A 14,684-nucleotide genomic window follows, 5' to 3' on the forward strand; every position below is an offset into this window, starting at 1 on the left:
AAAAACACATATCAGCCCTTAAGAGTTAAATTTTGACTTTAATTAACTGTAGCGACAGACAATCGTTTGGGGTATATGCAAGTTGTGGAAATAATGATACTTTTCGATTATATCGTCGAAAAAACGCGACTAATGACTGTTTCTATTTATTCCTTACCGGTCAATGCTCGTACCGTTGACTTTAATCGCCACAAGTATGGTCGAGAGCTTTTAATTGATGTCGCAGAAATTCGAGCGATGCCAGCCTTCGCGCGCACGGTCGAGCCCTATCAGTTAACTTTTTACGATGTTACTTTGATTACTGGTGGTAGCGGTGCGTTTTGGTTGGATGACAAGCAATATCCTTTAACACCCGGTCAGTTGCTGTTTACTTCCCCTGGTCAGATCCGGCGCTGGTACGTCAACAATTTAAGCGGTATCTGCTTGTTTTTCCCTGCTGAATTTTTTCAACGCTACTTTTCTGATCCGTTGCTACTGCACCAGTTGCAATTTTTTCGCGGTTCCCAGGCCAACCCAGACCTGCTTTTGGAACAATCGCAGCAAGATTGGCTCAAACAACAGTTTACGCAGATGCAAAGTGAATTGAGTCAATTACAAGAAGATTCAGAAAGCCTGTTGGCCTATCAATGTGCGGCGTTATTAATACAACTTAATCGCTGGTTTAGTGAACATTATCACGGCACCGCACAACCATTGAATCACACAACGATCATGCGGTTTAAAACCCTGCTCGATCGCCATTTCAGTCAATACCATCATGTGCAAGAATACGCAGCAATGTTGGGCGTCACCCCCGGACATTTAAATGTCTTGTGCAAACAACAGATGCACCAAACCGCGAGCCAGATGATCCAGCAGCGGATACATATTGAAGCCAAGCGGCGCTTGATGTATTCCAACTTACCCGTAGAAGCATTGAGCGAGGCACTGGGTTTTAGCCACTGCAATTATTTCTGCCGCGCATTTAAGCGGGATACGGGGTATACGCCGCTGCAATACCGGAAGTTAAATGCGGTTCAACACCCTGCAATGGATGGCCCAGTTTGACTTAGCAAATTGCTCGTTGTTAATCACAATGCAAAGTGTTAGAATTCGCCGCCCTTTTTTGGGGAGTCCCTATATTATTGGACGAATGTGTGCGTGCTGGTCGCAAGTACGCACGGTACTTAAACTTTTTATTTTGGAGACATTTTAATGTCTGAAGCAATTTTTAATTTGGATGCGCAAGTCCGTACTGACTTGGGGAAAGGTGCGAGCCGCCGCCTACGTCACGCGGATAAAGTTCCTGCGATCCTATACGGTGGTGACGAAGCACCTTTAGCCCTAACTCTTGAGCATAACAAAGTTATCCAAGCACAAGATTTTGAAGCGTTCTACTCACACATTCTTACTTTGAATATTGAAGGTAAAGAAGTTCAGGCGCTTGTTAAAGACATGCAACGCCATCCGTTCAAGCCAAAAGTAACGCACATTGACTTTCAACGTGTAATTGCTGGCGAAAAACTACACACGAATGTACCAATTCACTTCATTAACGAAGAGAAGTCTGCTGCAGTTAAATCTGGCGGTATTGCAGAGCATCACGTAACTGAAATCGAAATCACTTGTCTACCTAAAGACTTGCCTGAGTTCATCGAAGTTGATGTTGCCGGCCTAGAGATGGACCACACGTTACACTTATCAGACGTCACTCTTCCTAAAGGTGTTGAATCTGTTGAGCTAGCCAAAGATGACGAAGCTCATAACCTAGCGGTAATCACCATCAAGAAAGCTAAGAAAGCAGCTGTTGATGATGCAGAAGCTAGCGAAGGTGACGAAGAGGCTACAGAGGAATAATTCCTTTGGCCGATATTCGCCTTATTGTGGGCCTGGGCAATCCAGGCCCCGAATACGAACAAACGCGTCACAATGCCGGTGCATGGTTTCTAGAGAAGCTAGCACAGAGTTATAGTCAATCACTCACCCCAGAAAGCAAATTTTTCGGACAAACGGCTCGAATTTCGATTGCCAACCAAGATATCCGTTTACTGTATCCCTCAACCTTTATGAATCGCAGCGGTCAAGCAGTCGCAGCTATGGCTAATTTTTTCAAAATACCTGTTTCGTCAATTATGGTTGCGTTTGACGAGTTAGATCTCCCTGCTGGCGTGGCAAAATTTAAAGTCGGTGGCAGCTCTAGCCAAAACGGTGTGCGAGATATCGTCAGTAAAATGGGTAATGACAAAGATTTTTTACGTTTGCGCATAGGTATCGGTCACCCTGGTCACAAATCGAAGGTGACTGGATTTGTATTGGGCAAACCATCCACTGCTGAAAAAAATGCAATGGACGAAGTTATTGATGAAGCAATTCGTTGTACCGAATTACTGATAAAGCAGGATTTAACCGCTGCACAGCAGCGCTTACATTCTTTTAAAGTCGGCTAACACGCAGCAAACTACTGTTTATAGGAAACAATTATGGGTTTCAAATGTGGCATCGTAGGTTTACCTAATGTAGGTAAATCAACACTGTTTAACGCCTTAACCAAAGCGGGAATTGAAGCCGCTAACTTTCCATTTTGTACAATTGAACCGAATACTGGAGTGGTGCCAGTGCCCGATGAGCGCTTGACCGCTCTGGCTGAAATCGTCAAGCCTCAACGCGTGATCCCCACCACCATGGAATTCGTTGATATTGCCGGCTTGGTGGAAGGAGCTTCGAAAGGTGAAGGATTAGGTAATAAATTCCTGGCTAACATTCGTGAAACCGATGCTATTGGTCACGTTGTACGCTGTTTCGACGACGAAAATATTGTCCATGTAGCAGGTAAAGTGAGCCCTAAAGACGATATTGACGTCATTAATACCGAATTAGCTTTGGCCGATTTAGAAACCACCGAGAAAGCCCTGATCCGAGTAGCTAAACGGGCCAAAGGTGGTGACAATGATGCTAAGTACGAGCTTAAGGTACTTGAAAAAATTAAGCCGCATTTAGACGAAGGTTTGCTATTACGTTCACTTGAACTTAGTAAAGAAGAACTCGCAGCCATTAGCTACATGAATATGCTGACGTTAAAGCCAACCATGTACATTGCCAACGTTAATGAAGACGGCTTTGACAACAACCCATACCTTGACCAAGTAAAAGCGATTGCGGCAACAGAAAATGCCGTAGTTGTTGCCGTCTGTGCAGCGATTGAGTCGGAAATTGCTGAATTAGATGATGAAGAAAAAGCCGAATTCTTGGACGAAATGGGTTTATCCGAACCGGGGCTTAACCGCGTGATCCGCGCAGGCTACAGCCTATTAACGTTGCAAACTTACTTTACCGCTGGGGTTAAAGAAGTTCGCGCATGGACGTTCCCTGAAGGTGCAACGGCACCGCAAGCTGCGGGTAAAATTCACACCGATTTTGAAAAAGGCTTCATCCGTGCTGAAATAATCGGCTATGACAACTACATTGAATTCAAGGGTGAACAAGGTGCTAAAGATGCAGGCAAGTGGCGCCTTGAAGGCAAAGACTATATTGTTAAAGATGGTGATGTTATCCATTTCCGTTTTAATGTTTAAACCATCCCAGTCATTCTAAAGCCCCTGTTCAGGGGCTTTTTTATATCTGTTAAAACGCTCAACCCAAGTTTATCCAACCAACGAGTGATTGTTAATCACACCAAAATAGTAGTAATCTACGACTTCTTTGTTTACTACATTCATGCAATTTAGCACTGGTTCTTGAATCACTGGATATTTCTTCGATGAGCGACAAGGTGTTAGTATTTTTAGTTACTGTCCTAATGTTTTTCAGCGGGGATACTAGTGGGTCAGACAATTCTGGCAATACACTTAGTATCGCTGTGTTTGAAGATCACGAACGCTATGTAGAAGCCTCCAGTTCTTACGGCTTATCCTGGCAATTATTTTCATATGCAGCAGAAAAAGCAGGGTTCTCCTTGGAGCTTTACCCCTCTTCATGGCGAGCATCTATGTCTTTGCTGCAAAATGAAAAGGTAGATTTAGTATTTGGTGCATTGCGAACGAAAGACCGAGAACAATGGGCGATATTTTCTGTTCCGTTAATCACTGAAGGTTCAGCCTTATTCGTAGAATCAAGCAGCAGCATAAAACAATTCAGTGATATTGATACCAAAACTATGATGGTTGGAGTGTCAGCCAATTCAGTACAGGCCGATCTCGCGCGTTCACTCGGTTTTGAAAATATTTATGAGACCATCGATCGTCCCCAGCTTTATGACATGCTTGCAGCGAAGCGCCTTGACCTGCTTTTCTTTGGGACTAGCATCATTGACTATTACTGCACGCACTTCAATGATTCCCAAAGTTCCCAGTGCATGCGACAGGTCAGTCCGTTATATGCTACCGATAGCGTGCATGTCATTGCCCTTTCAACAAATTCTCAATCCGTTGAGAAATTAGCGTTAATTAACCAAACTATTGTCGCCAACCAGCACAGCAAAGTGGTTTATGGATTATTCGAACAATATCCGAATGCTAATGACTCCCATTCAGATTGGGTCGCTAAACTCGCCAATTAATAGCCCTTATAATCGAGTGTTAATGGCTTTTTTGCAGCTCTCCTTTCGCCGTAAAGCGAACCAACTCTCGTTTACAGTGGCTAAATTGCTTAGATTATGTGCAAACGGTGATATCTCTTGCATATAGTGCGAAAAAGGGGTTGACGGTAAATACCCTAATCAGCATAATACGCGCCACTCCGAAACGGAGTTTCCACGTGGCTACGTAGCTCAGCTGGTTAGAGCACATCACTCATAATGATGGGGTCGCAGGTTCGAGTCCCGCCGTAGCCACCACTTTCTACTTTTGTAGGAAGTTGTCTATGCGGAAGTGGTGGAATTGGTAGACACGCTGGATTTAGGTTCCAGTGCTTCACGGCGTGAGAGTTCAAGTCTCTCCTTCCGCACCATTGTTGGGGTATAGCCAAGTTGGTAAGGCAGCGGGTTTTGATCCCGCGATTCGTTGGTTCGAGTCCAGCTACCCCAGCCACTTTTTAGTAATGTGGCTAGAGTCGCGTTACAACACAAATTGGGGTATAGCCAAGTTGGTAAGGCAGCGGGTTTTGATCCCGCGATTCGTTGGTTCGAGTCCAGCTACCCCAGCCATACAATAAGCGCCGCATTGTCGGCGCTTTTTTGTATCCGGACGAAACACATCCATTACTACCTATGGTTTCAGACTGACCAAGCGTCTTCGAGTGAACCACGTACTTAAAGTCCTTGTATAATAAGTTCCTTGATATGCCAATCGGTTCTAGACTTCACTGGTAATCAACGGCAGACTTTTACTCTGAATTAATAAGAAAAATAGGAAGTGCGCGTGATCAACACCATTGTTGACGGGATCAATAACGTTCTATGGGGCGAAGGCCAAGTCCTTATTTATATGCTGCTGGGTTGTGGTATTTGGTTTACTTGGCGTTTAGGCGCGATCCAAATTCGACACTTCGTACACATGTTTTCAATTATGCGCGGCAGCACGCGCAGTGACAAAGCCGGTATCAGCTCATTTCAAGCGTTGTGCACTAGCCTCAGCGCCCGCGTTGGCACGGGCAACCTTGCTGGTGTGGCCGTTGCCATTTCGTTAGGTGGTCCAGGTGCCATTTTTTGGATGTGGGTAATCGCTATTTTGGGTATGGCGACAGGCTTTGCCGAAAGCGTACTCGGTCAGCTGTATAAAGTAAAAGATGCCAATGGTGAATATCGCGGCGGACCGGCCTATTACATTCAACAAGGTTTAAAACAAAAATGGTTAGCCGTACTGTTTTCGCTGTGTTTATTTATGGGTTACGGCTTTATTTTCAGCGCTGTGCAAGCCAATACTATCACCGATGCATTGAACAATGCTTATGACATCCCTACCTTGCACTCAGGGCTGGTTATTATTCTTGTCGCAGGACTGATCGTCATTGGGGGGTTGCGTGCGATTGCCAGGTTTGCTGAATGGATTGTACCGTTTATGGGCATTGGTTATGTGCTGGTTGCGCTATCCATTACCTTCATGAATATTGAATTACTTCCCGCTGTACTGAAAGACATCATTCTAAGTGCTTTTGGACTGACAGAAGCGGCCGCTGGAGCATTTGCAGCAGCGGTTAAAAACGGGATCCAGCGCGGTCTTTATTCTAATGAAGCGGGCTCAGGAAGTGTGCCCCATGCTGCCGCGAGTGCCACCCCCTACCCTAACCACCCCGTATCGCAAGGTTATGTGCAAATGTTAGGGGTGTTTATTGATACGATGATTTTGTGTACATGTACGGCCTTTATCATCCTCCTTGCGGGCGGTTCATCAGGTGAACAAATGGAAGGTATCCGCTTAACGCAAACCGCGATGGCATCACACCTTGGCAATGGTGGAGAAGACTTTGTTGCCGCAGCCATTACGCTGTTTGCATTTACGTCAGTGGTGGCCAATTACGCCTATGGTGAAAGTAACTTACACATGTTCCGTTTGGATAATAAATTTGGGCGAGCATTTTACACACTTGGATATTTATTGATGATCTTGTGGGGCTCGATGGCCGCTTTGCCGCAAGTCTGGGCCATGGCCGATATGGCATTGGGCCTGATGACCGTGATCAACATCATTGCCATTGTTTGGCTAACCCCAACCATCGTCTCAATCAGTCGAGACTATTTTAGCAAGCGTGATCGCGGAGAATTGCCCGAATATGCCGAAGGTGATTGTCAGATCCAAGGCGAGAACGAAGACCATGTTTGGCGCAAATAAGCGCCAAACAACTATTGCAGTGACAAACCTAAAACCAATGTCATGCTACAGGTGAGGTAACTTGGCGGTCTTAATCAAACATAAACATAAATAATTGCACGACCAGTAAAATCATAATCAACGGGAATATCCAGCGCGAAATTTTACTGGTTTCTTCATCGCTAATGCGTACCTTTGAGCGCTCAATTAACGGTACAATTATGAATAGTGCGGCGAATAAAACCGCTAAAATAATTAACAATTCCATTTATAAACCTACTGCATATTTTAGTACTTGTTGCTTTAATACACCGGCATTATCTGCGACTTTTAATGCCGCATTTCGCGCCAGTTTCAAGACCGGATTATCATTGCTAAAGCCCATATAAAACGCATCCATTGTGGTCATCATAAGCGCATTCGCCCATCGCCTTGGCCGCTGATATTGGTTAATTAGGGCTGCATTGGAAGGTTCATGATGAGTAGCGAATACCTGCAGTAACGTCTCGACATCTTTAAAGCCAATATTCACACCCTGCCCAGCTAATGGGTTAATGGTATGTGCCGCATCGCCGATTAAAACAACGCGCCCTTTGACATACTCATTGGCATGCGAGCGGGTTAGCGGAAAGCGGGCTTTATTAATGAGTACAGACTCGTTAAATTGCGCCCCGAAAGTCGCCCCCACTTGCGCCAATAACCCATCGTCACTGAGCTTAAGTAATTGCTCTAACGTGGCAGGTTGGTCATACCAAATCAGCGCTGCGTATGAGCCGTACATAGGTAAGTACGCGATTGGCCCCTGTGGTCGAAATTGTTGCCACGTTTCATGCGTTGCGGTAAACGGTGTTTTAACAATAATCCCCATCGCCTGCTGACCATATTGCCAGCCGGTTTGACCGATCCCCGCTAATTGTCGTACTTGTGAGTTAGACCCATCAGCTCCTATAATCCAGTCGGCTTGAAGGTGCTCCATATTATCCAAGGTAACCTGACCTGTTTGCACATTGATGGCTTTGATGCGTGAATCAGTCACCCAAGTGAGGTTACTAGCAAACTCTTGCAATACGGCATGCAAACCCAGTTGGGTAATTCTATTTTCGACAAAATAACCCAGCCATTGTTGCTGAATGCTTGCTGCATCAAAATGGGTTTTAGCGTCTTCATCGCGCGCGTTTTCGAAAACGGTTAAGCGCGAATAAGGCTGATAGCGCATATTCTGGATCGCACTCCACGCCCCCAAGCTGTCTAACAAATGCACAGAATTCAGGCTCAACGCCGACATGCGGATATCCGGCTCTTGTTCTGGCGCAAAAGCTTCAGGTAAGTGCTGTTCGATTAAGGTAACGCGGTGACCTTGGCGCAATAAGCCAAGCGCTGTAGCAGCACCTATCATGCCGCCACCAACCACAATTATATTCAACATCTTCTCGCTAATCACTTGTAGTCATAATCATTATGAAGTAAAACACCGCCCCTGCCTATGACTAGGATGGTTTTAACCCTGCACCGTATCATGTCCTGCAAAAATCTCACGCTTTCGCCTCTGCTAATCGGTGCACTCTGCCTGATCTGCGCTGAATTATGCTTTGCCTTGGTCGGCGCCTTAGTTAAATTTCTCAGTGCGGACATGAATCAAACTCAGTTGGTCTTTTTTCGCAATGCCAGCGCATTAATTGTCATCCTCCCAATCCTGATAAAACAAGGGCAGAGTCGCTCTATTCAATTGCTAAAAACACAGCAGTTTGGTTTACACCTATTTCGCGGTCTCTGTGGCATGCTTGCCATGTACGGGTTCTTTTATGTGCTAACCATCTTAACCTTGACTCAAGCCATGATGACATTGTTATTGGCACCTTTTATCGTCCCTATCATCGCCCGAATTTGGCTACGCGAATTCATCCAACTAAAAACCTGGCTCGCTATTTTTATCGGCTTCGTGGGCGCTGCTTTTATCTTGCTGAACAAGCCCGATGCTATGCAGCCTTACCCCATTGATGCCTCAATAATAGCTCTTGGATGTGCGATCTTGGTTGCCACTACAAAGTGCACTATCCGTAAACTTACCATCAGTGAACCATCGCTACGCATCGTCTTTTATTTTACTGGCATTGCGACCCTAATTTCGCTCATCCCAATGCTCATGTATTGGCAACCCATTCTGCTCTCAGTATTACCTGGATTGACTGCCATGGGTCTGCTCGCTGCCGTTGGTCAACTGCTAATGACTCGAGCGTTTGCTTTAGCATCACCGGTAAAAATTGGCCTATTGTCTTATACCAGTTTGCTGTTCGCTGCGATCATTGGCGCTCTTGCCTGGCAAGAACCTATTACCCCACCGCTACTCGTCGGTTCATTGATTATCATTTGGGCAGCCAACATAACCATCCGGCAACGCTGGTTTTGGTGATTTGCTTGGCAGCAAGCCCCTTTTCAGCGTATAATACGCGGCTATTTTGACGTTTTTTAATAGGGTCAGGTGTCGTCGATTCACACCCTGATTAAATCCCTGTAAAAGCAAACAATTACTGAATTATTTGAGCCGTAAATTTATATGAGCAAAAAGCTGTTTATTAAAACCTGGGGTTGCCAGATGAATGAGTACGATTCGGAGAAAATGGCCGATCTGCTCGACAGTACCCATGGATTCACAGAAGCATTAGAAGCAGAGGACGCCGATGTCATCCTGTTAAACACCTGTTCGATCCGTGAAAAAGCTCAAGAGAAAGTGTTTCATCAATTGGGCCGCTGGAAAACCTTAAAGCAAAGCAAACCCGACCTGATCATTGGCGTGGGTGGCTGTGTTGCCTCGCAAGAAGGCGACGCCATTCGCCAACGCGCGCCCTATGTTGATTTGGTATTTGGCCCACAAACCTTGCACCGCTTACCTGAAATGATTGAACAGATCCAAGCCGGTGAAAAGGCGGTGGTTGATGTTAGTTTTCCTGAAATTGAAAAATTTGATCGCCTACCAGAGCCTCGTGCGGAAGGGCCAACGGCCTTCGTATCGATCATGGAAGGGTGTTCAAAATATTGTACTTTTTGTGTTGTACCCTACACCCGCGGTGAAGAAGTTAGCCGTCCGGTGGACGATGTACTGCTAGAAGTTGCCCAGTTGGCCGAGCAAGGTGTGCGCGAAGTTAATCTACTGGGGCAAAATGTTAACGGTTACCGTGGTGAGCAACATGATGGCAGCATTTGCCGGTTTGCAGAATTACTAGAATTGGTGGCCTCTATTGACGGCATTGACCGCATTCGCTACACCACGTCGCACCCGGTCGAATTTACTGACGATATTATTGCCGCCTACGAGACCATTCCTGAGCTCGTCGATCATTTGCATTTACCGGTACAGAGCGGCTCAGATAGGATCCTTAATTTAATGAAACGCGGCCACACCGCGCTTGAATATAAATCCAAGATCCGCAAGCTGCGTAAAATTCGCCCTAATATCAGCATGTCATCTGACTTTATCATTGGTTTCCCAGGCGAGACTGACGCTGATTTCGAAGCGACCATGGATTTGATCCAAGCCATTGATTACGACCTCAGCTTCAGTTTTATCTACAGTGCCCGACCAGGCACGCCCGCGGCAGATGCTGTTGATGATGTAAGTGAAGACACCAAAAAACAACGTTTGTATTTGTTACAGCAGCGCATTAATCAACAGGCATTACGCATCGCGCGGAATATGCTAGATACTGAACAACGAGTATTGGTCGAAGGGCCTTCGAAGAAGAATCCAATGGAGCTCTCAGGACGCACTGAAAACAACCGAGTAGTCAATTTTGAAGGCACGCCAGACATGATCGGTCAGTTCGTAGACATTAAGATCACGGACGTGTTTGCTAATTCACTGCGCGGTGACGTCGTGCGCCGTGAACAAGACATGGGATTGCGCGTAGCGGTAAGCCCGCAAAGTATCATGCAAAAAGAATCAGCCCTTGCGCCTGACGCAATAGGCGTAAGTCAATTTCTACCAGCGTAAATACGAGGTACTGTGAGCAATATTACTAGTAACGAAATTATCCTTGAGCCAGAAGACCAGAAACGTCTATCGAGTCTGTGTGGGCCCTTTGATGATAACATCAAGCAAATCGAACGGCGCTTAGGCGTTGAGATCACCTATCGCAACAACCAATTCAAAGTCATTGGTGAGCCGATGCGCGCGGGCGGTGCTGGTGAATTGCTGAAGTTACTGTACATTGAAACTCAGCCGGTCAAAGGTCGGATCCCTGAGCTTGAAGCTGAAAAAGTCCACCTCGCCATCCAGGAAGTCAAATGTTTGGAGCGCGCTGAAGCTGGTGAATACGGCAAAGAAGTGCACGTGAAAACCAAGCGTGGGGTCATCAAACCACGCAACCCTAATCAATCACAGTACGTCGCTAACATTGTTAATCATGACATCACGTTTGGTATTGGTCCGGCTGGTACAGGTAAAACCTATTTAGCAGTAGCCTGTGCAGTGGATGCACTTGAGCGCCAGGAGATCCGCCGCATTCTGTTAACGCGTCCGGCGGTAGAGGCCGGTGAAAAACTGGGCTTTTTACCGGGCGACTTATCACAAAAAGTTGATCCGTATTTACGCCCGCTCTACGACGCGCTGTTTGAAATGCTGGGTTTCGAGAAAGTCGAAAAACTGATTGAGCGTAATGTTATTGAAGTTGCGCCGCTAGCGTACATGCGTGGTCGCACCTTGAACGATGCGTTTATCATTTTGGATGAAAGCCAAAACACGACAGTCGAACAAATGAAAATGTTTCTGACCCGTATCGGCTTTAACAGTAAAGCTGTCATTACCGGTGACATTACGCAAATTGACTTACCGCGTAATGCTCGCTCAGGTCTGCGTCACGCGATTGATGTGTTGAAGGACGTAAAAGAATTGTCGTTTAATTTCTTTAACGCCAACGACGTTGTGCGCCATCCGGTTGTTGCGCGAATTGTTGGTGCGTACGAAGAGTATGATGCCGAGCAAGCTCGTTTGAAGAATATTGAATCGTGACCAACGTTGTCGATCTGCAAATCGCTTGTGATGCGATAATTCCAAGCGCAGAAAATTTTGCGCAGTGGGCATCTGCAGCCCTTGTTGCCAACCAGATTAGCCAAGGTGAAATTACCATTCGGTTAGTTGAAGCCAAAGAGTCACAACAACTAAATAGCCAATATCGCGGCAAAGATTCACCCACCAATGTGCTTTCATTTCCATTTGAATGCCCACCAGAAGTAGAGATTAACTTTTATGGTGATTTGGTAATATGCCCAGCCGTGGTTGAGCGCGAAGCCCGCGAGCAATCGAAACAACTCGAACATCATTATGCGCACATGTGTATCCATGGTGTCTTGCATTTATTAGGCTTTGACCATATTGATCCAGAGCAAGCAAATGAGATGGAAAGCCTCGAAACACATTTACTTGCAAAATTAGGGATTGACGATCCCTACCAAGATCATTAACTATTAACAGCCGACAACGGCACAATTGAGTAAGTACGTTAAACATGAGCGACGACAACCCGCACTCTACCAGCGGTTCTTCTTCGAAAGGTTGGTTCGATAAGATACTACAACCTTTTGGTGGAGAACCGAAAAGCAAAGAAGACTTAAAAGAAGTCATTTCAGAAGCCGAAGCCCGTGAGGTTATCGACCCACAAACCCGCGAAATGATCGAAGGTGTAATCGGCGTCCACGATATGCGTGTACGAGAAATCATGATCCCTCGCGCACAAATGATCACCATCGATATCGACCAAAGCGTAGAAGAATTTCTCCCCTTAATGCTTGATTCAGCCCACTCGCGGTTTCCTGTTATTAGTGAAGATAAAGACCATATCGAAGGCATTTTATTGGCCAAAGATTTGCTCGCCTACGCGTTTATCCCCGGTAAGGAGTTTTCACTGCGCGACGTATTGCGCCCAGCGGTAATAGTGCCTGAAAGCAAACGCGTGGATGTGTTGCTCAAAGAGTTCCGTCAACAGCGCTATCATATGGCTATTGTGGTTGATGAGTACGGCGGCGTATCCGGGCTTGTGACCATTGAGGATATCCTTGAACTCATCGTCGGGGAAATTGAAGACGAATTCGATGTTGAAGAAGACAGCACTGACGATATTCGTCCGCTGAATAAGAGTACCTATTCTGTGAAGGCGTTAACTGCGCTGGACGAGTTTAACCGGTTTTTTGAAACCTCTTTTAGTGAAGAAGAAGCCGATACGATTGGCGGTATTGTGCTAAAAGCCTTTGGTCACATGCCGGAAACTGGCGAGGAGATCAGTGTCGGTAACTTATTATTTAAGGTTACCCAATCTGATAAACGTCGCCTCCAACAACTTAAAGTCATGTTACCCGAAGAGGGTGATACGGCGGTCAATACGGAAGAGTAAGCCCTGCACAAGCTGTTAACTTATCTGTGTGTGTTCCTAATGGGTGCGTTGCTGACATTGGCATATGCACCCTTTAACTATTGGTGGATCACACCGATTGCTCTGACAGCTGCCTTGGCGGTTATTTTTGCCCAACAAAATTACAGTAAAACCTGGTTGATGGGCTGGTTTGGTCTAGGTTGGTTTGGCGCTGGTGTGAGTTGGGTTCACGTCAGTATTGCCGATTTCGGCGGTCTGCCTTTGTTGGCTTCCATCGGTTTAATGGCTATTTTATGTGGGTATCTAGCGCTCTACCCCGCCTTGGCACTTAAAATCACCACTAAACTCAGCACTCCCCCTCGTTGGCCACTTGTGCTACCACTTGCTTGGTTTTTCACTGAATGGCTGCGCAGTTGGGTATTGACTGGTTTTCCATGGCTATCTCTTGGTTATAGCCAATTGAACTCACCACTGGCGGGTTGGTTACCGGTCATCGGTGAAACCGGTGTGAGTGCGCTCATCATTCTTGTGTGCGCAGGCAATGCACAGCTGTTGTTACGCAAGCGCTGGTTGCCCATGGCTATTGTATTCGCTATACCATTCACCAGTGGCTATCTACTCGACCAAATTAATTGGACTCCCCTATCAGGTAAGACAATTCAATCTGCAATGGTACAGGGCAACATCAAACAGGAATTACGCTGGGTCCCCGAGCAAGACGCTCCGACCATGCGCACCTATGCCGAACAAACTCTACCCTTGTTGGGCAATGAACTTATTGTATGGCCGGAAGCCGCAATACCGAAATTGGAATCTTTAGCACAAGATTACATTCATGAAATAGATCAGATATCCGCAGCACATAACTCCGCCTTGGTGACCGGGATTGTGAATTACAATTTCGAAACCGAGCAAGTCTTTAATAACCTGATTGTGCTCGGAAAAAAGGATCCACAAGATAGCGCTGGGCACTATCGATACAATCATAATAACCGGTTCGCCAAGCATCATCTGCTGCCAATCGGTGAGTTTGTGCCCTTCGAGTCTGTGTTACGTGCGTTAGCCCCGATTTTTGATTTACCAATGTCGAGTTTTGATCGCGGCGACTTTCAACAGCGCAATCTCATTGCCAATGGCTATCACATTGCGCCTGCCATTTGTTTTGAAATCGCATTCCCGCGGCAAGTCCGCGCTAATTTATATCCTGCGACTGATGTCATCTTGACGGTTAGCAATGATGCTTGGTTTGGCCGCTCCCATGGCCCATCTCAACACATGCAGATTGCGCAAATCAGAGCGAAAGAGCTCGGCCTGCCGGTGATCCGCTCCACGAATAATGGGATCAGCGGTTATATTAATCACCGTGGAGAAATTGAAGCTAGCATTCCCCAATTTGAAAGAGCTACGACTCAACATACTATTCGATTAGTCAAAGGCACTACACCTTATCGATACTTTGGTGATGCCAGTGCTTGGCTGATTTTTCTGATCTTTGCTGCCATTGCTATTTGGCTGGATCGTCGTACCAGTTAACCCATTGTTGATCATCGGTCGACTGCTATACTGCTGAACTTATGTCAGCACTTTGCAATTAAGGTCA

Annotated in this window: 14 protein-coding genes and 4 tRNA genes; 16 read left to right on the top strand and 2 right to left on the bottom strand. The window is 46.1% G+C overall.

Going from position 1 to position 14,684, the window contains the following annotated elements:
* Positions 1 to 132 precede the first annotated feature (132 nt).
* The 10 genes from CSH92_RS14390 to CSH92_RS14435 all read left to right on the top strand — a co-directional run bounded on the left by CSH92_RS14390 (position 133) and on the right by CSH92_RS14435 (position 6,743).
* Entirely contained in the window at positions 133 to 1,047 is a 915-nt protein-coding gene (locus CSH92_RS14390) for an AraC family transcriptional regulator (RefSeq protein WP_164084755.1), read from the top strand.
* 147 nt (positions 1,048 to 1,194) lie between these two features.
* Positions 1,195 to 1,836: a 50S ribosomal protein L25/general stress protein Ctc gene (locus CSH92_RS14395; protein ID WP_100658347.1), complete on the top strand. Its 642-nt coding sequence runs from the start codon at positions 1,195 to 1,197 to the stop codon at positions 1,834 to 1,836.
* A 5-nt stretch (positions 1,837 to 1,841) separates the two neighbouring features.
* Positions 1,842 to 2,426 (top strand): aminoacyl-tRNA hydrolase, encoded by a 585-nt coding sequence (gene pth, locus CSH92_RS14400; RefSeq protein ID WP_100658348.1) that lies wholly within the window; start codon positions 1,842 to 1,844, stop codon positions 2,424 to 2,426.
* Between the two features lie 33 nt (positions 2,427 to 2,459).
* On the top strand, positions 2,460 to 3,551 hold the full coding sequence (gene ychF, locus CSH92_RS14405) for a redox-regulated ATPase YchF (protein ID WP_100658349.1): 1,092 nt from the start codon (positions 2,460 to 2,462) through the stop codon (positions 3,549 to 3,551).
* Between the two features lie 197 nt (positions 3,552 to 3,748).
* Positions 3,749 to 4,534, top strand: coding sequence for a substrate-binding periplasmic protein (locus tag CSH92_RS14410; protein WP_164084756.1), 786 nt, complete (start codon positions 3,749 to 3,751; stop codon positions 4,532 to 4,534).
* 199 nt (positions 4,535 to 4,733) lie between these two features.
* A tRNA-Met gene (locus tag CSH92_RS14415) sits at positions 4,734 to 4,810 on the top strand.
* Positions 4,811 to 4,838: 28 nt separating this feature from the next.
* A tRNA-Leu gene (locus CSH92_RS14420) sits at positions 4,839 to 4,923 on the top strand.
* Between the two features lie 4 nt (positions 4,924 to 4,927).
* Positions 4,928 to 5,003 (top strand) — tRNA-Gln (locus tag CSH92_RS14425).
* 40 nt (positions 5,004 to 5,043) lie between these two features.
* A tRNA-Gln gene (locus CSH92_RS14430) sits at positions 5,044 to 5,119 on the top strand.
* Between the two features lie 214 nt (positions 5,120 to 5,333).
* Complete coding sequence (locus CSH92_RS14435; RefSeq protein ID WP_100658351.1) at positions 5,334 to 6,743, top strand: alanine/glycine:cation symporter family protein; 1,410 nt, start codon at positions 5,334 to 5,336, stop codon at positions 6,741 to 6,743.
* Positions 6,744 to 6,813: 70 nt separating this feature from the next.
* Here the strand turns inward: CSH92_RS14435 and CSH92_RS17140 are convergent, their stop codons facing one another.
* Both CSH92_RS17140 and CSH92_RS14440 read right to left on the bottom strand, forming a co-directional pair.
* A complete protein-coding gene (locus tag CSH92_RS17140; protein WP_164084757.1) occupies positions 6,814 to 6,990 on the bottom strand; it encodes a hypothetical protein in 177 nt (58 codons plus the stop codon).
* Positions 6,991 to 8,148, bottom strand: a complete 1,158-nt coding sequence (locus CSH92_RS14440; RefSeq protein WP_100658352.1) for an FAD-dependent oxidoreductase — start codon at positions 8,146 to 8,148, stop codon at positions 6,991 to 6,993. It abuts the gene before it with no gap.
* 90 nt (positions 8,149 to 8,238) lie between these two features.
* Here CSH92_RS14440 and CSH92_RS14445 point away from each other — a divergent pair, with 90 nt between their 5' ends.
* The 6 genes from CSH92_RS14445 (at position 8,239) to lnt (ending at position 14,617) form a co-directional block, all read left to right on the top strand.
* On the top strand, positions 8,239 to 9,132 hold the full coding sequence (locus CSH92_RS14445) for a DMT family transporter (RefSeq protein ID WP_100658353.1): 894 nt from the start codon (positions 8,239 to 8,241) through the stop codon (positions 9,130 to 9,132).
* Between the two features lie 144 nt (positions 9,133 to 9,276).
* Positions 9,277 to 10,710 carry a tRNA (N6-isopentenyl adenosine(37)-C2)-methylthiotransferase MiaB gene (gene miaB / locus CSH92_RS14450; protein WP_100658354.1) on the top strand — a complete coding sequence of 478 codons (1,434 nt, stop codon included), beginning with the start codon at positions 9,277 to 9,279 and terminating at the stop codon, positions 10,708 to 10,710.
* Positions 10,711 to 10,722: 12 nt separating this feature from the next.
* Positions 10,723 to 11,727, top strand: a complete 1,005-nt coding sequence (locus CSH92_RS14455; protein ID WP_100658355.1) for a PhoH family protein — start codon at positions 10,723 to 10,725, stop codon at positions 11,725 to 11,727.
* Entirely contained in the window at positions 11,724 to 12,179 is a 456-nt protein-coding gene (ybeY, locus tag CSH92_RS14460) for an rRNA maturation RNase YbeY (RefSeq protein WP_100658356.1), read from the top strand. Before CSH92_RS14455 ends, ybeY begins: the two co-directional genes overlap by 4 nt.
* Before the next feature lie 44 nt (positions 12,180 to 12,223).
* Complete coding sequence (gene corC / locus CSH92_RS14465; RefSeq protein WP_100658357.1) at positions 12,224 to 13,105, top strand: CNNM family magnesium/cobalt transport protein CorC; 882 nt, start codon at positions 12,224 to 12,226, stop codon at positions 13,103 to 13,105.
* A gap of 39 nt (positions 13,106 to 13,144) precedes the next feature.
* Positions 13,145 to 14,617 (top strand): apolipoprotein N-acyltransferase, encoded by a 1,473-nt coding sequence (gene lnt / locus CSH92_RS14470; protein WP_164084758.1) that lies wholly within the window; start codon positions 13,145 to 13,147, stop codon positions 14,615 to 14,617.
* The last annotated feature ends 67 nt before the right edge of the window (positions 14,618 to 14,684 follow it).

It is taken from the genome of Neoalteromonas flava (genome assembly GCF_002807685.1).
Classification (GTDB): domain Bacteria; phylum Pseudomonadota; class Gammaproteobacteria; order Enterobacterales; family Alteromonadaceae; genus Alteromonas_E; species Alteromonas_E flava.

Excerpts from the sequence above, each read along its gene's own strand:
- CSH92_RS14390 (WP_164084755.1), top strand. The coding sequence starts at position 133 with ATGACTGTTTCTATTTATTCCTTACCGGTCAATGCTCGTACCGTTGAC.
- corC (WP_100658357.1), top strand. The coding sequence starts at position 12,224 with ATGAGCGACGACAACCCGCACTCTACCAGCGGTTCTTCTTCGAAAGGT.
- CSH92_RS14440 (WP_100658352.1), bottom strand. The coding sequence starts at position 8,148 with ATGTTGAATATAATTGTGGTTGGTGGCGGCATGATAGGTGCTGCTACA.
- lnt (WP_164084758.1), top strand. The coding sequence starts at position 13,145 with ATGGGTGCGTTGCTGACATTGGCATATGCACCCTTTAACTATTGGTGG.
- miaB (WP_100658354.1), top strand. The coding sequence starts at position 9,277 with ATGAGCAAAAAGCTGTTTATTAAAACCTGGGGTTGCCAGATGAATGAG.
- CSH92_RS14445 (WP_100658353.1), top strand. The coding sequence starts at position 8,239 with ATGTCCTGCAAAAATCTCACGCTTTCGCCTCTGCTAATCGGTGCACTC.
- ychF (WP_100658349.1), top strand. The coding sequence starts at position 2,460 with ATGGGTTTCAAATGTGGCATCGTAGGTTTACCTAATGTAGGTAAATCA.
- CSH92_RS17140 (WP_164084757.1), bottom strand. The coding sequence starts at position 6,990 with ATGGAATTGTTAATTATTTTAGCGGTTTTATTCGCCGCACTATTCATA.
- CSH92_RS14395 (WP_100658347.1), top strand. The coding sequence starts at position 1,195 with ATGTCTGAAGCAATTTTTAATTTGGATGCGCAAGTCCGTACTGACTTG.